Source organism: Spongiibacter sp. (assembly GCF_984394615.1).
Window position 1 is genome coordinate 1 of the sequence record NZ_CFHTQA010000046.1, and the last position, 20,661, is coordinate 20,661.

General features: G+C 57.5%; 20 protein-coding genes and 1 tRNA gene. 19 read left to right on the top strand and 2 right to left on the bottom strand.

The window, feature by feature from the left end:
* From AC5DB9_RS14165 to AC5DB9_RS14250, 18 genes are all read left to right on the top strand, one after another.
* A partial coding sequence (locus tag AC5DB9_RS14165; protein ID WP_491732070.1) for an FAD-dependent oxidoreductase occupies nt 1-559 on the top strand: 559 nt, incomplete at its 5' end.
* A gap of 215 nt (nt 560-774) precedes the next feature.
* Nucleotides 775-1,212 (top strand): HU family DNA-binding protein, encoded by a 438-nt coding sequence (locus tag AC5DB9_RS14170; RefSeq protein WP_022957884.1) that lies wholly within the window; start codon nt 775-777, stop codon nt 1,210-1,212.
* A gap of 195 nt (nt 1,213-1,407) precedes the next feature.
* Nucleotides 1,408-1,650 carry an FmdB family zinc ribbon protein gene (locus AC5DB9_RS14175; protein ID WP_022957883.1) on the top strand — a complete coding sequence of 81 codons (243 nt, stop codon included), beginning with the start codon at nt 1,408-1,410 and terminating at the stop codon, nt 1,648-1,650.
* A 60-nt stretch (nt 1,651-1,710) separates the two neighbouring features.
* Nucleotides 1,711-3,480 carry an aspartate--tRNA ligase gene (aspS, locus tag AC5DB9_RS14180; protein WP_272992129.1) on the top strand — a complete coding sequence of 590 codons (1,770 nt, stop codon included), beginning with the start codon at nt 1,711-1,713 and terminating at the stop codon, nt 3,478-3,480.
* A 62-nt stretch (nt 3,481-3,542) separates the two neighbouring features.
* Nucleotides 3,543-4,286: a YebC/PmpR family DNA-binding transcriptional regulator gene (locus AC5DB9_RS14185; RefSeq protein ID WP_022957881.1), complete on the top strand. Its 744-nt coding sequence runs from the start codon at nt 3,543-3,545 to the stop codon at nt 4,284-4,286.
* 72 nt (nt 4,287-4,358) lie between these two features.
* Nucleotides 4,359-4,901: a crossover junction endodeoxyribonuclease RuvC gene (gene ruvC / locus AC5DB9_RS14190; RefSeq protein ID WP_022957880.1), complete on the top strand. Its 543-nt coding sequence runs from the start codon at nt 4,359-4,361 to the stop codon at nt 4,899-4,901.
* Nucleotides 4,898-5,500: a Holliday junction branch migration protein RuvA gene (ruvA, locus tag AC5DB9_RS14195; protein WP_022957879.1), complete on the top strand. Its 603-nt coding sequence runs from the start codon at nt 4,898-4,900 to the stop codon at nt 5,498-5,500. The genes ruvC and ruvA overlap by 4 nt, the downstream gene beginning before the upstream one ends.
* Before the next feature lie 13 nt (nt 5,501-5,513).
* Nucleotides 5,514-6,533 carry a Holliday junction branch migration DNA helicase RuvB gene (gene ruvB, locus AC5DB9_RS14200; protein WP_272992132.1) on the top strand — a complete coding sequence of 340 codons (1,020 nt, stop codon included), beginning with the start codon at nt 5,514-5,516 and terminating at the stop codon, nt 6,531-6,533.
* Nucleotides 6,533-6,940 (top strand): tol-pal system-associated acyl-CoA thioesterase, encoded by a 408-nt coding sequence (gene ybgC / locus AC5DB9_RS14205; protein WP_022957877.1) that lies wholly within the window; start codon nt 6,533-6,535, stop codon nt 6,938-6,940. Before ruvB ends, ybgC begins: the two co-directional genes overlap by 1 nt.
* Before the next feature lie 32 nt (nt 6,941-6,972).
* A complete protein-coding gene (gene tolQ / locus AC5DB9_RS14210; protein WP_022957876.1) occupies nt 6,973-7,647 on the top strand; it encodes a protein TolQ in 675 nt (224 codons plus the stop codon).
* A gap of 10 nt (nt 7,648-7,657) precedes the next feature.
* Nucleotides 7,658-8,098 carry a protein TolR gene (gene tolR, locus AC5DB9_RS14215; protein ID WP_022957875.1) on the top strand — a complete coding sequence of 147 codons (441 nt, stop codon included), beginning with the start codon at nt 7,658-7,660 and terminating at the stop codon, nt 8,096-8,098.
* Nucleotides 8,099-8,132: 34 nt separating this feature from the next.
* Complete coding sequence (locus tag AC5DB9_RS14220; RefSeq protein WP_286845462.1) at nt 8,133-8,864, top strand: energy transducer TonB; 732 nt, start codon at nt 8,133-8,135, stop codon at nt 8,862-8,864.
* Complete coding sequence (gene tolB, locus AC5DB9_RS14225; protein ID WP_022957873.1) at nt 8,864-10,159, top strand: Tol-Pal system beta propeller repeat protein TolB; 1,296 nt, start codon at nt 8,864-8,866, stop codon at nt 10,157-10,159. The genes AC5DB9_RS14220 and tolB overlap by 1 nt, the downstream gene beginning before the upstream one ends.
* A 69-nt stretch (nt 10,160-10,228) precedes the next feature.
* Nucleotides 10,229-10,723, top strand: a complete 495-nt coding sequence (pal, locus tag AC5DB9_RS14230; protein WP_022957872.1) for a peptidoglycan-associated lipoprotein Pal — start codon at nt 10,229-10,231, stop codon at nt 10,721-10,723.
* Between the two features lie 18 nt (nt 10,724-10,741).
* Nucleotides 10,742-11,545: a tol-pal system protein YbgF gene (gene ybgF, locus AC5DB9_RS14235; RefSeq protein ID WP_272992139.1), complete on the top strand. Its 804-nt coding sequence runs from the start codon at nt 10,742-10,744 to the stop codon at nt 11,543-11,545.
* Nucleotides 11,546-11,659: 114 nt separating this feature from the next.
* A complete protein-coding gene (gene queE, locus AC5DB9_RS14240; protein ID WP_272992140.1) occupies nt 11,660-12,307 on the top strand; it encodes a 7-carboxy-7-deazaguanine synthase QueE in 648 nt (215 codons plus the stop codon).
* A 16-nt stretch (nt 12,308-12,323) separates the two neighbouring features.
* Complete coding sequence (gene queC / locus AC5DB9_RS14245) at nt 12,324-12,995, top strand: 7-cyano-7-deazaguanine synthase QueC (RefSeq protein ID WP_272992143.1); 672 nt, start codon at nt 12,324-12,326, stop codon at nt 12,993-12,995.
* Nucleotides 12,996-13,074: 79 nt separating this feature from the next.
* Nucleotides 13,075-13,149: transfer RNA gene (locus AC5DB9_RS14250), tRNA-Lys, on the top strand.
* A 483-nt stretch (nt 13,150-13,632) separates the two neighbouring features.
* On the opposite strand, the gene AC5DB9_RS14255 is transcribed toward AC5DB9_RS14250, so the two are convergent.
* Together AC5DB9_RS14255 and AC5DB9_RS14260 are read right to left on the bottom strand one after the other, a co-directional pair.
* The gene (locus tag AC5DB9_RS14255; protein ID WP_272992145.1) at nt 13,633-14,907 is read right to left on the bottom strand and encodes a glycosyltransferase; all 1,275 of its coding nucleotides are present in this window, start codon (nt 14,905-14,907) and stop codon (nt 13,633-13,635) included.
* Nucleotides 14,904-18,941, bottom strand: coding sequence for an amino acid adenylation domain-containing protein (locus AC5DB9_RS14260; RefSeq protein ID WP_272992147.1), 4,038 nt, complete (start codon nt 18,939-18,941; stop codon nt 14,904-14,906). Before AC5DB9_RS14260 ends, AC5DB9_RS14255 begins: the two co-directional genes overlap by 4 nt.
* A 778-nt stretch (nt 18,942-19,719) precedes the next feature.
* On the opposite strand from AC5DB9_RS14260, the gene AC5DB9_RS14265 reads away from it, so the two are divergent.
* Nucleotides 19,720-20,631 (top strand): hydroxymethylglutaryl-CoA lyase, encoded by a 912-nt coding sequence (locus AC5DB9_RS14265; RefSeq protein ID WP_272992149.1) that lies wholly within the window; start codon nt 19,720-19,722, stop codon nt 20,629-20,631.
* Nucleotides 20,632-20,661 lie beyond the last annotated feature (30 nt).

Sequence of the window (20,661 nt, forward strand, 5' to 3'; positions counted from 1 at the left end):
GGGACTCGATTGCCCGCTGCATATCGTGCCGTTTCGCGGAGAGTTTTATCAGCTCGCTGCTCGCTGCGAGTCCTGGGTATCGCGCCTGATTTACCCCGTTCCCGATCCGGCTCTGCCGTTTCTGGGCGTCCACCTGACGCCCCGCGTTGACGGTCGGTTGCTTGCTGGTCCCAATGCGGTGCTGGCGTTGGCTCGCGAAGGCTACCGCTGGTCGGATGTTGAATGGCGCAGCCTCGCGGAGCTGATCGGCTTTCGTGGCTTCTGGGCGCTGGTTCGTCGTCATCATCGCGCGGCCGTGTCTGAACTGCACAACTCCCTTTCCAAACGCCGTTATTTGCAGTTGCTGCAAGCCTATTATCCGTCGCTGACGATGGACGATCTATCGCCAGCGCCGGCGGGAGTGCGTGCCCAGGCGGTCAGTCCCAAAGGTGAGCTCTTGCACGATTTTGCCTTTCTCGAGAGTCGTCGCAGCGTTCATGTCATCAATGCGCCATCACCAGCGGCAACGTCTGCACTGCCAATTGGCAGGCATCTGGTTGAGCGTTTACTGCAGCATTAGCCGCATAAAATAGGCTTTTCGTAGGGATATTGCGCTTCGCTCTTGTTTTGCAGCGGGCAATCGACTATTAGTAGTGCACAGGCATAGCCATGCCGCCAGCTCTTCTGAAATGGAGCAGTCAGCACCGGGAAGAGGAACGGCGGTAATTCGGTATCGGCAGCGTGCCCTCTACTGGCAAATAATAAATTTCACACCCAGAACAGGAACGATTCCTTATGGCGACACGAAAAGCAGCACCGAAAAAAGCAGCGCCGAAAAAGGCCGCCCCCAAGAAAGTTGCAGCGAAGAAAGCCGTAGCTAAACCGGCTGCAGCCAAGGCGGCTCCGAAGCGCAAAACGACCGCAATCAGCGAGAAGATGACCAAGACGCAGATTCTCAATGAAATCGCGACTAACACCGAACTCAATCGCAAGCAGGTTGCCAGTGTGCTCGACGAGCTGGAGCTGCTGATTGAGCGCAGCATCAAAAAGCGTGCGCTGGGTGAGTTCACCATTCCCGGTTTGATGAAAATCACCACGGTGAAAAAGCCTGCGACCAAGGCGCGCAAGGGTATCAACCCCTTCACCGGTGAAGAGACGACCTTCAAAGCCAAGCCTGCCAGCGTGGCGGTGAAAGTTCGTCCGCTGAAGAAACTCAAGGATTTTGCCTCCTAAAGCCGGGCTTTTGCCCGCCGGCGGTGTGCCTTCGTGCTCACCGCCGACCCGATCTCGGTGATTCTTGCTTCCTGCGTTTATCGCCACGCCCGCTTTGCGTTATAATCCCGCTCCTTTTTCTACCCTGTGGTTGTGCCCGACGGTTTTACTCCTGTAGGTCACGTTTTCATTAGTTTGTATTGGGAGGGGATTCCAATGCCCATTTATGAATATCAGTGTCAGGCCTGTCAGCACGAGCTGGAAGCGTTGCAGAAGATGAGTGATCCAGCCATGACCCAGTGTCCGCAATGCAAAGCGGACAAACTGGTCAAGAAAATCTCGGCGGCGGGTTTTCGCCTCAAGGGTGGCGGTTGGTACGAAACCGATTTTAAATCGGGCGGTAAGAAGAAAAACCTGGCCGGTGACGGCGGTGGTTCCTCTGCCGGATCCGATAGCTGAATTTAGGGGCCCCGAATTACGGGGCCTGTTTTTGACTTTTTAAGAAGTGGGAAAAAATCCATGCGCAGCCATTATTGCGGGAGCCTCGGTAGCGAGTACATCGATCAAGACGTCACCATCTGCGGTTGGGTGGATCGCCGCCGCGATCACGGCGGCGTTATTTTTCTGGATATGCGCGACCGCGACGGGATTGTTCAGGTCGTCTTCGATCCCGACACCCAAGAGCACTTTGCTACCGCCGACCGGGTGCGCAGCGAATATGTCCTGAAGATTCGCGGCCGGGTCCGCGCGCGGGATGCTGCGACGGTTAACCCCAATATGAAAACCGGCGAGATCGAAGTGCTCGGTAAGGAAATCGAGATTCTCAATGAGTCCGAAACGCCGCCGTTCCAGCTCGATGATCATACCGAAGTGGGCGAAGACGTTCGTCTGCGTTACCGTTACCTCGATCTGCGTCGCCCGCAAATTGCCGACAAGCTGCGCCTGCGTGCCAAGGTGACCTCGGTATTGCGTCGCTACCTCGACGAGCAGGGCTTCCTGGATATCGAAACCCCGATTCTCACTCGCGCTACTCCGGAAGGCGCCCGCGACTACCTCGTCCCCAGTCGTACCCACGCCGGTAAATTCTTTGCGCTGCCCCAGTCGCCCCAGTTGTTCAAGCAGTTGTTGATGGTGTCGGGTTTTGACCGCTACTACCAGATTGCCAAGTGTTTCCGCGACGAAGACCTGCGCGCAGACCGCCAGCCGGAATTCACCCAGATCGATATCGAAACCTCCTTTATGGATGACGCCCAGATGATGGCGGTGGCCGAAGGCATGATTCGCGATCTGTTCAAGGAAGTGAAAGACCTGGATCTGGGCGACTTCCCGAAGATGCCTTACAGCGAGGCCATGAGCCGCTTCGGCAGCGACAAGCCCGACCTGCGGATTCCGCTGGAGCTGGTCGACGTTGGCGATCTGATGGCCGAGGTGGAGTTCAAGGTATTCTCCGGTCCGGCGACTAATCCCAAGGGCCGTGTGGCGGCACTGAAGGTTCCTGGTGGCAACGACAAGCTCAGCCGTAAACAGATTGATGACTACACCAAGTTTGTCGGTATCTACGGCGCCAAAGGGCTGGCTTACATCAAGGTCAACGACAAGAGCGACCTCGAGGGCGGCCTGCAATCACCGATTGTGAAATTCCTGCCTGAGCCGGTACGTGCCGCGATTCTGGAGCGGGTCGGCGCCGAGAACGGCGACCTGATCTTCTTTGGCGCGGATTCGGCCAAAGTGGTCAACGAAGCACTGGGTGCCCTGCGCTGCAAGCTGGGTGAAGATCTCGACCTGTACACCGCCGAGTGGGCGCCGTTGTGGGTGGTCGACTTCCCGATGTTTGAAGAGGATGACAAGGGCGGCTGGACCGCGCTGCACCACCCGTTTACCTCGCCGTCGTGTACGCCGGAAGAGCTGGAAGCGGCGCCGGGCGAGGCCCTGTCTGTGGCCTACGATATGGTGCTCAACGGTACCGAGCTGGGCGGTGGCTCTGTGCGTATCCACCGCAACGACATGCAGCAGTCGGTATTCCGGGTGCTGGGGATCGACGAGGCGGAAGCGCAAGAGAAATTCGGCTTCCTGCTGGACGCTCTGAAGTACGGCGCGCCGCCGCATGCCGGTCTGGCCTTCGGTTTGGATCGTCTGATCATGTTGATGAGTGGCGCACGCTCCATTCGTGACGTGATTGCCTTCCCCAAAACCCAGACGGCAGCCTGTGTGATGACCGATGCTCCGGGTGTGGTGGAGTCTCGCCAGCTCACCGAGTTGAGCATTCGTCTGCGTAAAAACGAAGAGTAATACCAGTATTTGCCAAGCAGTAAACGGGCGGTGTGGCATCACCGCCCAGCGGGAGGTTAGTTGTGGCAGGTCACAGTAAATGGGCCAATATTAAACACCGCAAAGCCGCGCAGGATGCCAAGCGCGGCAAGGTTTTCACCAAGCTGATTCGCGAGTTGGTCGTGGCTGCCCGTGCCGGTGGCCCGATTCCCGAGGATAACCCCCGTCTCCGGGCCGCGGTCGACAAGGCGCTCGGCGCCAATATGAAGCGCGATACCATCGACAAGGCCATCGCCCGTGGCGCCGGGAATGCCGAGGGTGACAACTACGATGAAATCACCTATGAAGGTTACGGCGCGGGTGGCGTTGCTGTCTTGGTTGAATGCATGACCGACAACCGCAACCGCACCGTCGCTGATGTTCGCCACGCCTTTACCAAGCGTGGCGGCAATCTGGGCACCGATGGTTCGGTCGCTTTTCTGTTCAGCCGTCTCGGTCAGCTTCTCTACGCGCCGGGCAGCAGTGAAGAGCAGATTATGGACGTGGCGTTGGAGGCGGGCGCCGACGACGTGGTTGCCCATGACGACGGCAGCATTGAGGTGCTGACCCCGTTCGAGGATTTTCAAACCGTCAAGGACGCCATGGTCGCGGCGGGACTCGAGCACGAACACGCCGAGCTGATCATGCAGCCTTCAACCACCGTACCACTGGACCGCCAGGGTGCTGAGACCCTGCTGGGGCTGGTGGATATGCTGGAAGACCTCGATGATGTGCAGCAGGTGCACACCAATGCCGAAATCCCCGATGAGGTGCTCGCCGAGCTGTAATGGCATTGGCGGTATTATCTTTTCGAGGCCTGATCTGTGCATAATAGGCGCAGTTTCTGGCAGCGACGATTTATGACCATTATTCTCGGCATCGACCCCGGCTCACAGCGCACCGGTTTCGGCCTGATCTCGGCCGAGGGCGGTCGCCATCGCTATGTGACCAGTGGGGTTATTCGCCTGCCGAAAGGCCCGCTTCCAGAACGCCTCAATATTATCTTTCGCAGCCTCAATACCATCATCGACGAATACCGTCCCAGCGAAGCGGCGGTAGAAGAAGTGTTTATGGCGAAAAGCGCGGGTTCGGCGCTTAAGCTGGGACAGGCCCGCGGCGCGGCCGTGGTGGCCTGCGTGGGTGCTGACCTGGCCGTGGCGGAATACACGGCGCGGCAAATTAAAAAAGCGGTGGTGGGCACCGGTGCCGCCAGTAAAGAACAGATACAGCACATGGTGAAAGTCCTGTTGAAACTGCCCGCCAGCCCACAGGAAGACGCCGCCGATGCGCTGGCGGCGGCCATCTGCCACGCCCACGCCCGCGAAGGGCTGAATAATATGTCTGAACCGATGCTTGCTGCGCGGATGCGGCGGGGTCGGCTGAGTAATAAGGTAAGCTCATGATTGCTCGTTTGCGCGGAGTGCTGATCGAAAAGCAGGCTCCGGAGATTGTGGTGGACGTCAACGGTGTTGGCTACGAAGTGCTGGTGCCGATGACCACCCTGTACACCTTGCCTGCGCTGGGTGAAGAAGTGTCGCTGTACATCCAGATGATCGTCCGCGAGGATGCCCACAGCCTGTTTGGCTTTAACGATACCCGCGGCCGGCAGCTGTTTCGCGACCTGATCAAGGTTAACGGGGTCGGGCCCAAGCTCGCATTGACAATTATGTCTGGCATCGACAGCGACGATTTTGTGCGCTGCGTGCAGGATGGCGACACGGCATCGCTGGTGCGCCTGCCCGGCGTTGGTAAGAAAACCGCCGAACGCTTGGTGATGGAAATGCGCGACCGGCTGGCGAGCTGGGCGCCGGATCAGGCGGTATCGCAGGTCAGCCTGCCCGAAACACCCTCGGCCTCGGCGATTCTGGCCGAAGCGGAGGCGGCGCTGGTGGCCCTGGGGTACAAACCGCAGGAAGCCAGCCGGGCAATTAATGCGCTGGATACCGAAGGGCAGAGCAGCGAAGCACTGATCCGTGCTGCCCTCAAGAATATGATTCGATAGAGGCTGACTTCGTATGATTGATGTCGACCGCTTGATTGCCCCGGATACGCTGGAGTCTTCCGAAGAGCGTTTTGATCGCGCCATTCGCCCCAAGTCGCTGGCGGATTATATTGGTCAGCCCGCCGTGCGAGAGCAGATGGAGATTTTCGTCAGCGCCGCTCGCCAGCGCAGCGAGCCGCTGGATCACACGCTGATTTTTGGCCCGCCGGGGCTGGGCAAGACCACGCTCGCCAATATCCTTGCGAACGAAATGGGCGTGGCGTTGCGCACGACCTCCGGTCCGGTGCTGGAAAAGGCCGGAGATCTGGCGGCGCTGATGACCAATCTCGATGAGGGCGATGTCCTGTTTATCGACGAGATTCACCGTCTCAGCCCGCATATTGAGGAAATCCTCTATCCCGCAATGGAGGATTATCAGCTGGATATCATGATCGGCGAGGGGCCGGCGGCGCGCTCGATCAAACTGGATTTGCCACCTTTTACACTGGTGGGCGCCACAACCCGTGCAGGCCTGTTGACCTCACCGCTGCGCGACCGCTTTGGCATTGTGCAGCGGCTGGAGTTTTACGGTGTGCCCGATCTGTCTACCATCGTCAGCCGGTCCGCTGAAATTCTTGGCATGAGCCTTGATGATGACGGGGCGCGCGAAATTGCCATGCGCTCGCGGGGTACACCGCGTATTGCCAATCGTCTGCTGCGTCGGGTGCGCGACTACGCCGAGGTGAAAGCCGATGGCAAGGTGTCGGCGCAGGTCGCTGATGCGGCGCTGAATATGCTCAACGTCGACAATCGCGGTTTCGATCACCTCGACCGCCGTCTGTTGCTGGCGATGATTGAAAAATTTGATGGTGGGCCGGTAGGCATTGAGAGCCTTGCCGCCGCCATCAGCGAAGAGCGCGGCACGATTGAGGATGTGCTGGAGCCCTATCTGATTCAGCAGGGCTATATTATGCGCACGCCGAGAGGTCGGGTGCTGACCCAGCACGCCTATCAGCACTTTGGTCTGGATGCGCCCAACGGGGACGTGTCCTGATGGATTTTCATATCCCCCTGCGCGTTTATATTGAAGATACCGACGCCGGTGGCATTGTCTACTATGTGAATTACCTGAAGTATATGGAGCGCGCGCGCACCGAGTTTATGCGCGCGCAGGGCTTTGCTAAAACGGCGGTGGCTGACGACGGGCTGCTGTTGGTGGTGCGGGATGTGCAAGCCCGGTATCACGCTTCGGCGCGCCTCGATGACGAGCTAATCGTGACCGCGGTCATAGAATCTATGCGTGCCACGGCACTTAATTTCAAACAATGTGTCTATCGCGGCGAAGAGTTACTGTGTGAAGCGCAGATACAAATTGCCTGTGTCGACCCGGTGGTCGGCAGGGCCCGGCGGCTTCCGCCGATGATTTATCAGCGACTGTCTGGCGAGCCGGACGGCGCTTAAAAAACTACGACAACAAACCCGAGGGGACTGCTGTGGAGCAAGACCTGTCCATTATTACGCTGGTCAGTCAGGCCAGTATTTTTGTTCAGGCCATTATGGCGATTTTGGTGCTGGCGTCGCTGGTATCCTGGTATTTGATTGTGCAGCGTGCCATGTACTTCAATATGGCTGAGCGCGAGCGCAAGCGTTTCGAGTCGCTGTTCTGGTCGGGGACTGATCTGAATACTCTGTACAAACAGGGTAGTGACAGCCAGACCATGGCGGTCGGTATGGAAAGTATTTTCCGTGCGGGTTTTAAGGAATTTACCCGCATGGCACAGCGCAATATCGACGCGGATGCCATTATGGAAGGCTGCCAGCGCGCTATGCGGGTGGCCATGAATCGCGAGGAAGAGCGCCTGGAACAAAGTCTGCCGTTTCTGGCGACGGTTGGCTCGACCAGCCCTTACATCGGCCTGCTGGGTACAGTGTGGGGGATCATGGGTTCCTTTCACGGCTTGGCTCAGGTGCAGCAGGCGACGCTGGCGACGGTAGCGCCGGGTATTTCCGAAGCCTTGGTGGCGACCGCAATGGGCCTTATCGCGGCGATTCCTGCGGTTATGGCCTACAACCGTTTCTCGGCCAAGATGGACGCCAATATCGGCAAATACGAAACCTTTGCTGACGAGTTCTCCAGCATCCTGCACCGCCAGGTTCACGTGCGCTGAGGACTTCATGATGGCTCGTCGCAACAAGCGCAAACGCATGTCGGAGATTAACGTCGTTCCTTATATCGACGTGATGCTGGTACTGCTGATTGTTTTTATGGTGACTGCACCGATGCTGGTACAGGGTGTTCAGGTTGATTTGCCTGAAGCGTCAACAGAGCCGGTGCCGCCGAGTGATGATGACCCGATTATCGTCTCGGTAGACAAGCAGGGGCGTTACTATGTGAGCCTGGGTGACCCCGATAAGCAAGGTGAGCCGGTAGAGCTCGCAGAAATCGGTGATAAGCTCAGCAAGATCCTGCGCCGCAAGCCCAAAACGCCAGTCATGGTGCGCGGTGACACGGCGGTCGATTATGGCAGTGTGGTAGCGGCCATGGCCGCGCTGCAAGGCGCCGGTGCTCAATCCATCGGACTGATTACCGACGAACCACCTGTGAAAGGGCGCCGCTGAAACCATGCCGGGCTTTACGCTTGTTCCAGCTCTGGTGTCATTGACACTGCATGGCATCGTATTGGCCGTGTTGCTGATAGGCCTGCCTGGGCTCAGTGATACCCAGCCGCTGAAAGAGCCGCCTCGGGTGATTCACGCCAAACTGGTGGTCGAGCCGGTGCGCAGCAAGCCTGCTCCGGCGCCAAAGCCTGCGCCTAAACCCAAGCCGAAACCCAAGTCGAAGCCGGAACCCAAGCCAGAGCCCAAACCGGTGCCCAAGCCTGAACCGAAACCCAAGCCGGTCCCCAAAAAGGGGCCAACGCCGGAAGAGTTGCGCCGTAAAAAGGCAGAAGACGCTGCGAAGGCCAAGGCGGAGGAGCAGGCGCGTCTGGAAGCCTTGCAGGAAGAACTGCAGCGCCAGCAGGAGGATGAGCTGGCTGCCGCACTGGCATCGGAAGACGCCATGCTGGAAGAAGCAGAACTGGTCAGCAGTTATCAGGACTTGATTGTCGCGCTGGTGCAACGTAACTGGACCCGTCCTCCGTCGGCCCGCAACGGTATGTCGGCGACGGTGGGGGTTGAAATGTTGCCGACGGGTGAAATCCACAATGCCTACATTGTGGAGGGAAGCGGTGACGAAGCATTTGATCGATCTGCGATTCGTGCGGTCAAAGGTCTCGGGCGAATCGACGAGCTGGGCGAACTCGGTCGCCAAAACCCTGCTGTCTTTGAACGGCAGTTCAGAAAATTTAACTTTGTATTCAAGCCAACAGATTTGAGGCGATGATGGTATTGCGTTCATTCCTGCTGATGTTTTTATTGTGTACAGCCCCGCTATTAAGGGCGGAGCTGAGCATTGAAATTAACGAAGGCAACGACGATCCACTGCCCATAGCGGTAGTGCCTTTTGGCTGGACAGCCGGTGTGACGCTGCAGGAGGACGTTGCGTCAATCGTCGAGCGAGACCTGCACCGCAGCGGCCTGTTCGAACCACTGAGCCGTGCCGACATGCTCAGCCGTCCGTCCAGGGCGTCGGAGGTTTACTACCGGGACTGGAAAAGCCTCGGTGTGGACTATGTGGTGGTGGGTGAGTTGAGCTTTGGCGCCAACAATAACCTGATTGCGCGTTATGAGTTGCTGGATGTGAATACCCAGCAAAGTATTTTGAAAGGTGAAGAGCAGCAGAGCCTTAAAAAAGTGCGCTTTCTGGCGCACACTATCAGCGATCGCATTTATGAAAAACTCACCAATATTCGCGGTGCGTTCAGAACACAGCTGCTCTATGTTTCCGCTGTTCGAGAGGGTGATACGCGGTTTCGATACCGGCTGCTGAAAAGCGATATCGACGGTGTGGGTGAAGAAGTGCTGGCCGACAGTATGGAGCCTATTTTGGCGCCGACATGGTCGCCAGACGGCAAGAAAATTGCCTATGTATCCTTTAAAACCACCCGGCCTGCGATATATTTACATAATTTGGAAACCGGTGAACGGCAACAATTGACCAATTTCCGTGGTCTGAATGGTGCGCCGGCGTTTTCGCCAGACGGTCGACAACTGGCGATGGTGCTGTCAAAGGATGGCAGCCCGGATATTTATGTGATGGATTTGACAACAAGTGCTATACAGCGGGTAACAAATCATTTTGCTATCGATACCGAGCCGGCTTGGGCGCCGGACGGTAAATCGCTGTATTTCACCTCGGATCGCGGTGGTAAGCCGCAGATATACAAGGTGGAACTGGCATCAGGCAGTGTCGAACGCATCACGTTTGAAGGGGATTACAATGCCCGCGCCCGTGTGTTGGGCGACGGTCTTGGCCTGGTTATGGTACATAGAGTCAAGGGGCGGTTTCATATTGGCGTTCAGGACTTTAAACGCAATCGCGTTGAAATTCTGACGACAACGGACCTTGATGAGTCACCAAGTGTGGCGCCTAATGGCAGCATGTTGCTGTATTCTACTACCTACAATGGTCAGGGCGTTTTGGCAGCAGTATCTGTGGATGGTGGGGTGAAATATCGCCTTCCATCCCGGTTTGGAGATGTGCGCGAGCCGGCATGGTCGCCTTTTCTATATGAGTAGTGGCCGGAAAAACAGTGCGGACAATGGTTGTCCGCCGGTAAAAGTAAACTTCATCAATGGGGAAATGCTATGAAATACCAATCCAAGTTGTTCCTGAGTGTCGCCTTTGCCGGTGCCCTGCTGACCGGTTGTGCTTCAAATGACGTAGAAGAAGGCAGCGGCAGCGAAATGAACACTTACACCGAGCCGACTCAAGGCATGGAAAGTGATGTTTCTGCTTACGAGACGCAAGAGCCTGAAGTGGTTCTGGAAAACATCTTCTACTTCGAGTTTGACCAGGCCACCCTGACTTCAGAAGCACGTCGCAACCTGGATGCCCAAATCGCCCGTCTGAAAAAGACCAGCGGTCCGATCCGTCTGGAAGGTCATGCTGACGAACGTGGCACTCGCGAATACAATATGGCGCTGGGTGAGCGTCGTGCCAACTCTGTAGCCGATTACATGGCTATCAATGGCATTGCTCGCTACCGTATTGAAACTGTGAGCTACGGTGAAGAGCGTCCGGTTGCCTTCGGTCAATCTGAAGCTTCTTACTCTAAAAACCGTCGCGTTGAGCTGAAGTAATTTGTACAAGGCAATCTGATGCAACTGAGAAAAACACTGCTGGTTTCCCTGCTGCTGTCCAGCCCGCTGGCGCTGGCACAGGCCCCGGTCGAGGATATTAACGACCCGAATCGATTTGCCAACTCGGGCAATGCCACGATGGGGGCGCAGGTTTACGAGCAGATTCAGCAACTTCGCACAGAGATCATGACGCTGCGCGGTGTGGTTGAAGAGCAGGGGCATCAGATTCGCCAGCTCAAGCAACAGGGGCTGGATCGATACATTGATATCGACCGGCGCCTGGCTGCCTTGTCCGGCAATGCGCCAAGCGCAGCCGTCGACGAGGTGGATGCTCCGGAAATTCCGCTTATCGGCAAAAATGCTGACGGAAAGTCGTCGGAAAAAGGCGCGGAAGCGCCGACCGTGTCAAACGCAACCGAGGATGGCTTCACGACCGGGCAGCCCTCTATTGACTATGCCAATGCCTATGGCTTTGTGAAATCACGTGAATACGAAAAGGCAATCGAGGCGTTCAAAGCCTATGTTGCCCGCTATCCCGATGATCGATACACCCCTAATGCCTGGTATTGGCTGGGTGAGTTGCATGTTGCGGTCGAACCCCAGAACCTAGAAGCGTCAGCCAAGGCGTTCCAAAACTTGTTGTCGGCCTACCCTGACAACAACAAAGTACCCGCTGCGATGTATAAATTGGGTACGGTCTACTTCCTGCAGGGTGACAAACAGAAAGCCCGAGAACTGTTGACGCACGTGATTGACCGCTATGGCAACACCGGCAATTCAGCGGTGAAAAAAGCTCGGGAATTCCTGCGCAGCAATTACTGATCTTCCCGAGTGGCAATACTGGCACTTGGCGCCACTGCGCTCAGCTTTTAGAATGGGCGCCTTCTGCATTTCGTTTCTCAACGGCACCGCCGTTTCAGCCGGAGCGGCCCCGCGATGAGCGCCAGTCTGCGTATTACCGAAATTTTCTACTCCCTACAGGGAGAGTCCCGCAGCATCGGCTTGCCCACGGTGTTTGTGCGCCTAACCGGCTGCCCGCTGCGCTGTGTTTACTGCGACACTGAGTACGCTTTCCATGGCGGTGAGCGCCAGTCTATTGATGAGATCGTGGCGAAAGTGGAAAGCTACGCACCGCGCTACGTATGCGTGACCGGCGGCGAGCCCCTGGCGCAGCCGGACTGCCTGCCGTTGCTCACAGCACTTTGCGATGCCGGTTATGAGGTATCTCTGGAAACCAGCGGTGCGATGCCGGTTGATGCGGTGGATTCGCGCGTCTCCCGAGTGGTTGACCTGAAAACACCGGCCTCGGGCGAGCAGCACCGCAACCTGATGGATAACCTCCCGCACCTTGGCGCAAATGATCAAATAAAGTTTGTGATCTGTGACCGTGGCGACTACGACTGGGCGCGTTTCCAGCTGGATCAGTACCAGCTCAATAAGAAGGTGGGCGAAGTGCTGTTTTCACCGAGTTTTGAGCAGCTTCCCGCCAGACAGCTGGCGGACTGGATTGTTGAAGATAATCTGCCGGTGAGATTCCAACTCCAACTCCATAAACTGCTATGGCAGGACGCCGCAGGTCATTAACCAGACAGGCTACACAGTGAGTAAGAAAGCAATTGTATTAGTATCGGGTGGCCTGGACAGCGCCACTGTTCTTGCCAAGGCCCGAGCCGAGGGCTATGAGTGCTATGCGCTGGCCTTTGATTATGGACAGCGGCACCGCGCTGAGCTGCTGGCTGCCCAGCGGGTGGCCGATGCCATGGCTGCGGCGGCATTCAAGGTCATCAAGCTCGATTTGAGCAGTATTGGTGGCTCGGCTCTCACCGATATCAACATCGATGTTCCAGACGCCGGTGGAGAGGGTATTCCTGTCACCTATGTTCCGGCCAGGAACACGGTATTTCTCTCGATTGCCCTGGGCTGGGCCGAGGTGATTGGTGCCAACAGTATCCATATCGGCGTCAATGCCGTCGATTACTCTGGCTACCCTGATTGCCGTCCCGCCTTTATTGATGCCTTTGAAAAGCTGGCGAATGTCGCGACCAAAGCCGGTATCGAGGGGCAGGGGCTGCATATTGAAACGCCGCTGATCGACCTCAGTAAATCAGAAATTATTCAGCTGGGAATGCAGTTGAATGTTGACTACGGCTTGACCGTTTCCTGCTACCTTGCCGATGACAATGGACTGGCCTGTGGCCGCTGTGATAGCTGCTACCTGCGTCGTGAGGGCTTTGCGCAGGCGGGGGTTGCCGACCCGACACGCTATAAATAGCACCGTAAAAAAATCGAAATTTTTTGCGCTTATCCTGTTGTTTTTGATCTCAAAATCCGTATTATAAGCGCCTCCTTCGGGGCCGTTAGCTCAGTGGTAGAGCAGTTGGCTTTTAACCAATTGGTCGATGGTTCGAATCCATCACGGCCCACCATCTTTTCCCCCAAATTCTCCCGCACTTTTGTACACGTCCATCACAGTGTTTTAGTTCGTGTTTCCTTGGATATTTCTTCTCGATACCCATGCGTCGCGCATCAGTCGCTGACGATCACGGGCAAGGTGTGATGGGATTACACTCCCCGCGACACCGGCAGCAGCGCAGCACTGAGGAACGCCAGACGGTGAAGGGATGAGGCTTATGCGTCTTTGGCGGGGGAGCCGAGTACGCCCGGCCAATGGCGGCGCTCAATTATTATAAAGCGATTATTTTATTCGCTTTATTGCGCCGTATTTCTTTGAATATGGAAATTGTTTTATTTCGCTGGACGCGTAATTCTTTTTAATCTTAAGGCGTGCGATCCACGCGGAGGATAGCGTCAGCGACGCTCGCTAGCTTATCTCACTGACTTAATTCCAGAGGCCCAGCTCCACAGGGCCGTCTCCTGAGACCCAGCTCCTGAAACCCAGCTCCTGGAACTTAGCTGGCAGACGATCGTGGCAACAGTTCCCAGGCCTTAAGCTGATCGATGGCAGTTTGAATGCCGTTTTCGCTTCTGGCCTGCTCTCCCAGTGCTGCTGCGGTGATCTGCATCGGCAATTGCGAAGCTTGTTTTATGGCGCGGGCCAGAGCGGGGGCGGTGAGCTGATGACGAAGCGGCGCCGGGGGCGCGATGCCAAGTTGCTGAAGTCGCCAGGCCCAGAAGGGCTGGTCGCCATAGAAGGGAACCACAACCGAGGGAATGCCCGCATGCAGCGCCGCTGCGGTAGTGCCTGCGCCGCCGTGGTGAACCGCCAGCGATACACGGGGGAACAGCCAGTCATGGGGGGCGCTGTTCAGCACAAAGATCTCCTGCGGGTTTACGGCATCTGGAGAGAGTCCTCCCCATCCCGTCGCGAGAATGGCGCGTTTGCCGCTGAGCTGGATCGCCTCAATGACTTTAAGGGTAAAGGCTTCAATATCCTCGCCGAGCATACTGCCGAAGCCGACATAAATGGGTTTTTCGCCGGCGTCGAGAAAGGCAAGCAGATCGTCAGGCGCTTGCCAGTTGTGCTCTTCCAGTAACCAGTTGCCAGTGACCTTTACCGAATCAGTCCAGTGTGGGGACGGGGGAAGCAGTGTGGGACTGAAGCCGTAAAGATGCTTTATTTTGTGGGCGTTATCGGAGTGGAAGGTTCGCCAGTAGCTCGCTTTGGGCAGGTCGAGTTCCTGCCGGACGGTTTTGTAGGCGGGACTCAACATTTGCCAGACCAGCAGTTGGCAGACATGGTAAAGCCCGGTGTTTACGAAGCCGGGTCTCGGCTTTTTGGGTGGCGGCAGCATCATGGGCGGAATGTCGGGGCAGGGCGTCACCGGCTGAAGGTGGGCGCCCGCTGAAGGGATTTCCAGACGCTCGCCCAGTGAGGCCGCGAGCCCGGCAACCATGCCGCCGCCGATCAATAAATCGGCTCCCAGCGCCGCGCGATAGCCATCTTTCGACCAGCCATCTGCCATTCGGCTCAGCTCTCGGCGGGCGGTTCGTACGAAGGCGATGGGGTTCAAACCCTTCTGCAATGCCTTCGGATCTCGCCGCATGATCTCCAGAAAGTCGGCGTTGAGCGGTGAGTAGTCCAGGCCGTGGGCCTTAACCATGGTCTCGCTGTCGCGGCCGGTTGCCAGTCGCACCTCATGACCGTCGGCCATCAGTCCGCAGCCCAGGGCGACAAATGGCCTCACGTCGCCCTGCGTGCCAACGGAGAACAGCGTGATTCTCACGCGGCGGCTCCGCTGCGTCGGGCGGGCAGCACGGAGGCAATGCGCGGCGCAATTTTTGCGGCGATATCCGCATCAAGCATTTGCTGGTGGTGACAGTCGAGCGAATGCACGGTCATTGCGCGAACATAGGGCTGCCAACCCTCAGGCTCGTAGCAAACGGCCGGATTCTCGGCGGTGGCGGCAGCGTGGAAAAACTGAATATCCACATCCACATATTGCGGCACGAAATTTCGCATCAGCGTGATGTTGTTCTTCAACAGCTCAACCATATTGGCCAGCGTCTCTTCATTACTCTGCTGCAGTTCTTCCAGCTCCGGCAGATTAAAAATATCGTACTCACGGCAGAGGATGTCGGTCAGCTCGTCAATGGAGGAGGGAATCTCACGGCTTTCGATACCCAGAAACGCCAGTGTGTCGGCCGCCAGTTCCGCCTCGTTGCGCTGCTGCATCGCATCGTCGAGCAGGCAGGGAAAGGCGTCGAGAATTGCCAGCAGTTCAAGCTCTTCGCCATCCTCTCTCAGCAGGCGGGCCACCTCATGGGCAACCAGTCCACCCATCGACCACCCCACCAGCCGGTAGGGCCCGTCGGGCTGGCATGCTCGCATCTGCTGCAGATAGTCTCGCGCCATTTCTTCGATACTGCCCGGCAGCGAACTGGCGTCGCGGAAACCACGAGCCTGCAGGCCGTACACAGAAATATCACTGCCGAGCATATGTGACAGCGAACCGTAGGCCCAGCTCAAGCCGACCACCGGGTGTATGCAGAACACCGCCGGGCCCTGTCCGCGCTCGTTAAAGGGGATCAACGGGCCGAGTGGGTCGACGCTGCGGTATTGCTCCAGTTGCTCCGCGAGGTCGGCCACGGTTGATGCCGCAAAGATGGCGGCCAGAGGAATATTCCGCTGCGTGATATCCCGGAGCTTGGCGATCAGGCGAGCAGCCATCAGCGAATCCCCGCCCAGATCAAAGAAGTTGTCGTGCACGCTGATTTTCTCGATACCAAACAGCTCGCTCCAAATCGCCGCGAGCTGGATTTCGGCCTCTGTGCGCGGCGCGACATATTCATGTTGCGCTTGCCAGGCGGGTTCCGGCAGGGCTTTGCGATCCAGCTTGCCGTTCACATTGAGCGGCAGTGCGTCCAATTGGACGAACAGCGCCGGCACCATGTAGTCGGGTAACAGACGGCTCAGGGTTCCGCGCAGGGAGCGGGGCGACAGGGCCTCGGCATCTGCATCGGCGGTGGGCACAATATAGCCGATCAGCCGCTTGTTGCCGGCCGGGTCCTGATGCAGAGCAATCGCGGTCTGCTGTATGGCGGGCAGCGTGATCATCGCACTTTCGATCTCATCGCTTTCCACGCGGAAGCCACGGATTTTGATCTGAAAATCATTGCGACCCAAATATTCCAATACGCCGTCGTGCCGCCAGCGTGCCTGGTCGCCGGTTTTGTAGAGGCGACCCGCGCCGAAGGGATTGGCGAGGAAGCGCTCGGCGGTTAATTCCTGTCGGTGAAGATAGCCGTTTGCCACACCTTCCCCGGCAATATACAGCTCGCCAACGGCGCCCACCGGCACCGGCTGCAATGCGGCGTCGAGCACATATACCTGCGTATTCCAGATGGGGCGGCCAATGGGCGGCGAATCCAGATCGTTGCCATCCAGCTCCATCATCGTTGACCAGATCGTGGTCTCGGTGGGGCCGTAAAGATTGGTGACGGGGTGGCCGAGCTGGCGCATTTTGTGGGCCAGCGCAGAGGGCAGCGCTTCACCACCCACCAGCGCGCGAATCCCCTTGAGCGCGGCGGCATGATCGGCAAGCAGTGCCTGCCAGTGGGAGGGCGTGGCCTGAACATGACTGACGCCGCGCTCAACAATGTGGCGAGCCAGTGCGTCGGGGTCTTTTGCCGTTTCCCTGTCCACCAGTTCGACACGCGCCCCGCACATCAGCGGCAGATAAAGCTCGAGCGCGGCGATATCAAAGGCGATGGTGGTCAGGCCCAGCAGTGCATTGTCGGGGCTGAGGCGGAAATGATCCTGCATGGACAGCAGGAAATTCAGCAGATTTCGGTGAGTGACTACCACGCCTTTCGGGCGCCCGGTCGAGCCCGATGTGAAGATCACATAGGCCGGTGATTGCGGATCGAGCGCGGGAAGCTGGGGGATATTCTCGGGCGCGGCGTCGCGCAACTGCGACAGGGTGGTCGTCGGCAGTGTGGCGGTGCTGAGTGCCGCCTGCGCGGCATTGCCTACCAGCAGCAGATCCGCTTTGGCTTCATCGAGAATCAGTGTATTGCGCTGCTCCGGGGCAGATGGGTCCAGTGGCAAATACGCCGCGCCGCTTTTCATAATGGCCATCAGCCCGACGCTCAGCCAGGCATCGCGTGGCAGCGCCGTCGCCACCAGACTGCCCGGTCCAATGCCGCGCTGTTGCAGAGCCGCAGCCAACTGGCTGGAAAGGGTATCCAGCTCCCGGTAACTGAAAGACACACCCGGGGTCGCGATGGCGATCCGCGTGGCGTGGTCTGCCGCCTGCTCCGCAAACAGTTGCGGAAGGCTGGTGTCCGGTAAGGGTCTGGCGGTGTCATTCCATTCTGTGACGATGCGGCGGTATTCGTCGGCAGACAGCAGCTCCGCCCGCATCAGGCTCTCATCAGGCCGCTCAACGAGCTGAGCGATCATCCGCATCAGGCGATCCCGGTGGTCGTCGAGTTCCGCCTGACTGTAGAGGCCGGGGTTGGCATCGAGGTCGATGCTCATGCCGTCTTCCGTGCCCCGATCGAAGACAAAAATGGTCAAGTCTTCTATCGAACCGTTGGACAGATTGCGCATCGCGGTTCTGTGGCCGCCGAATCCGAGGTCGTAATCAAAGGGCTCGATATTCACGCCGAGCCAGGATATCTGCTGGTTCTGACCGAGCAGTCCCAGGTCGCGGCGAAGGTCTTCATAGCGATATTGCTGGTGGCGCAGCGCGCTGCGCACGGTTTTGGCGACCTGTTCGATCAGCGTTGTCAGGCTCATCTCCGGCGACAGCGCCAGTCGGATCGACACCGCGTTTGCCATCATTGACGGTATCTGGCGCAGGGTTTTGTTTACCCGTGCAGAAACCGGCATGCCGAGCACCAAGTCTTCCTGACCCGTACTGCGGTAGTAGTACGCACCGATCAAGGCAATCAGCACTTGAGGCAAACTCGCCCCGACTTCCTGTCCAATTTCGCTCAGTCGCTCGGCGATATCCCGGCGCAGCGGTGCACGGCTGCGCAGAAGTCCGCCCGAGCGCATGCCGCCGTTGCGGCTCAGGGAAATCGGGTCGGGAATCCCGCTCAGTGTCTCGCTCCAGTATTGCTTGTCGCGTTCGAATCGCTTGGACTCGCGATAGCTGGTTTCCTGTGCCAGTTGTTCGTGCAAGGGCAAAAACGGGCAGGGCGGCAGTGGTGTTCCGAGTGCCCGGTGGTTGTAGACCTCTGCCAGTCGACGGGCCATCAAGCCGCCGCCGAAGCCGTCGATCACCACATGATGCACACGGTGGAACCAGCAATAGTGGTCGTCTGCCAGCTTTATCAGTGCGCCGCCCCATAGCGGGTCTGTTGCAATATCGGTCGGCGCCTGAATCTCATCCAGCATCCACTGCTCTGCCGCCTGCAGGGGGGTGGCGTGATTGCTGAAATCCACCATCGGAAAATGTCCGTGGTAGCAATCCATGATCGCCTGCCGGGGGCCGTCCTCGGTTTCGATAATCTGCACGCGGGCGGTGTCAGATTCCTCGGCTACTTGATAGAGCGCGTCGATAAAGGCGCTCTCATCAATCGGGCCAAAAATCTCGCAGTACTCGCCAAGATTGTAAACGGCGCCTTTCGATTGAATACGTTCGGCGACCCACATGCCTCGCTGCGCGCGGGCCAGAGGAAGAAACTCGGCGGCCAGTGATTCATGACGAGGTGAAAGTGCGGTATTCGTTGCTCGTCCTGTTTCACCTTTTATGGTTTTTGTGTTGGTGGCGGGGGCAGTAGACGCTCGGTCGGCAGTGCTGTGATCCATTCGCATAGTCTCTTCATGATGTGTACTAGTAGCCTCTAACGTCACAGCCTAGGTAAACAGTTTATTTGTCTGTATAGGCACTAATACGTAATACCATTCGCGTAGTTACGGTGATAGTGCACGTATGCAGGGGGATGGGATTAAGTGGTTAACACATTGAGAAATTGCGGTAGTGATGTGCTGGATACACGATAAAAGCGGTTTATATTTTTCTCTTTTAACGACAAAAGTATCCTTGTCTTCATATTCGCATTGCTGCGAGAAATTGGGTCGATTGCTGCCAATGTGAGTGCCTGCCACGCCTTATCGTTTGTTCTCTTTTTAACAGGCGATGATGCAGAAATATGCTGATATAACAGCGTCGTCGCGATTGATGTATTGCAGTATCTGTCTTTGGGCTAAGCCAATTAGGCGAATTTATACGATGCGTGATTCCACTCGGCACGGTATTTAATCATCGGTAATTTCTCGTTATGAGTGCCTTGCTTAATAAGTGGTTGAGCGCCGGATAAATAACCGCAAATGAGGGCTTCTGTGTCACTGCAAACAAGTAAGGCTTGAATGCCCTTTCAATGACACAGGTATTTTCATATGAGTTTCAGTGGCGGGTTTTCCCGCGGCCAATCGCGATGGATATTTGTGAAGCAGTAATCATTTTTTTTGCGCTTGGGTGGGGCCGTACTTAGCTGCGGAAAAAATGAAAGGTGTCAGTTCAGGCTTGCTGCGTTACGATGTGGTGAATGTGTGATGTTGTATGCCTGTCTGCGGTTGGGGAAACATGGAACGCGAAAAAATAATAATTAACGATGTGGGGCCGAGAGACGGTCTGCAAAACCAGGCCAAGGTCTTGAGCGTTGATGAGCGCCTTCAGCTTATCCACGCGCTGCTTCGCGCCGGGCTGACGCATATTGAGATCGGCGCCTTTGTCTCGCCCAAAGCGGTGCCTGCCATGGCGGGTACGGACGAGCTTGCCCAATGCCTGCTCCCCGGCAAGGAACACTTGTCGGCGTTGATTCCGAATCGCCGGGGCTATGATCTGGCCCACGCTTCAGGGGTTCGCACCATGGGGCTGGTGGTGGCCGCCAGCGAAACCATGAACCAGCGCAATATTCGTATGGGAACGGAGGATGCGCTGGCCGTCAGTCGGGAGGTGATTGCGCAAGGCCGCGCCGACGGAAACCGGGTGCTGGCCTATGTGGCGACCGCCTGGGAGTGCCCTTTTGAGGGCGAGGTCAGCGCAGATGCGGTCCACCGGGTCTGCGACGACTTACTGGCGGCGGGCGCCACAGAAATTGTATTGGCAGACACCATTGGCGCGGCGAGCCCGGATCAGGTTCGGCGTTTGCTGCCGCCGCTTATCGCCGAATACGGCGTCGAGCGACTCTCCTGCCACTTTCACGACACCCGAGGCATGGGCGTGGCCGATGTCTACGCGGCTGTGGAGTGTGGCATTCGCAAGTTTGACGCCTCCGTCGGCGGTCTGGGCGGCTGTCCTTTTGCGCCGGGGGCAACCGGCAATGTTGCCACCGAAGACGTGGTCGTCATGCTCCGGCAAATGGGCTTCGATACCGGCGTCGATCTGGCCGCCCTGCTGGACGCGGTCGATCTGGTGATTGCGCTCACCGGCAATTGCGAGGGCGGCCGAGCCATCAATTGGATTCGGCGCCAGCGCGAAAAGGGGCTTCTCTAGGCGCCGTCGACGGTGCTCAAGGCGCTGTCG

Excerpts from the sequence above, each read along its gene's own strand:
- AC5DB9_RS14170 (WP_022957884.1), top strand. The coding sequence starts at position 775 with ATGGCGACACGAAAAGCAGCACCGAAAAAAGCAGCGCCGAAAAAGGCC.
- AC5DB9_RS14175 (WP_022957883.1), top strand. The coding sequence starts at position 1,408 with ATGCCCATTTATGAATATCAGTGTCAGGCCTGTCAGCACGAGCTGGAA.
- aspS (WP_272992129.1), top strand. The coding sequence starts at position 1,711 with ATGCGCAGCCATTATTGCGGGAGCCTCGGTAGCGAGTACATCGATCAA.
- ruvC (WP_022957880.1), top strand. The coding sequence starts at position 4,359 with ATGACCATTATTCTCGGCATCGACCCCGGCTCACAGCGCACCGGTTTC.
- ruvA (WP_022957879.1), top strand. The coding sequence starts at position 4,898 with ATGATTGCTCGTTTGCGCGGAGTGCTGATCGAAAAGCAGGCTCCGGAG.
- ruvB (WP_272992132.1), top strand. The coding sequence starts at position 5,514 with ATGATTGATGTCGACCGCTTGATTGCCCCGGATACGCTGGAGTCTTCC.
- ybgC (WP_022957877.1), top strand. The coding sequence starts at position 6,533 with ATGGATTTTCATATCCCCCTGCGCGTTTATATTGAAGATACCGACGCC.
- tolR (WP_022957875.1), top strand. The coding sequence starts at position 7,658 with ATGGCTCGTCGCAACAAGCGCAAACGCATGTCGGAGATTAACGTCGTT.
- tolB (WP_022957873.1), top strand. The coding sequence starts at position 8,864 with ATGGTATTGCGTTCATTCCTGCTGATGTTTTTATTGTGTACAGCCCCG.
- pal (WP_022957872.1), top strand. The coding sequence starts at position 10,229 with ATGAAATACCAATCCAAGTTGTTCCTGAGTGTCGCCTTTGCCGGTGCC.
- ybgF (WP_272992139.1), top strand. The coding sequence starts at position 10,742 with ATGCAACTGAGAAAAACACTGCTGGTTTCCCTGCTGCTGTCCAGCCCG.
- queE (WP_272992140.1), top strand. The coding sequence starts at position 11,660 with ATGAGCGCCAGTCTGCGTATTACCGAAATTTTCTACTCCCTACAGGGA.
- AC5DB9_RS14260 (WP_272992147.1), bottom strand. The coding sequence starts at position 18,941 with ATGGATCACAGCACTGCCGACCGAGCGTCTACTGCCCCCGCCACCAAC.
- AC5DB9_RS14265 (WP_272992149.1), top strand. The coding sequence starts at position 19,720 with ATGGAACGCGAAAAAATAATAATTAACGATGTGGGGCCGAGAGACGGT.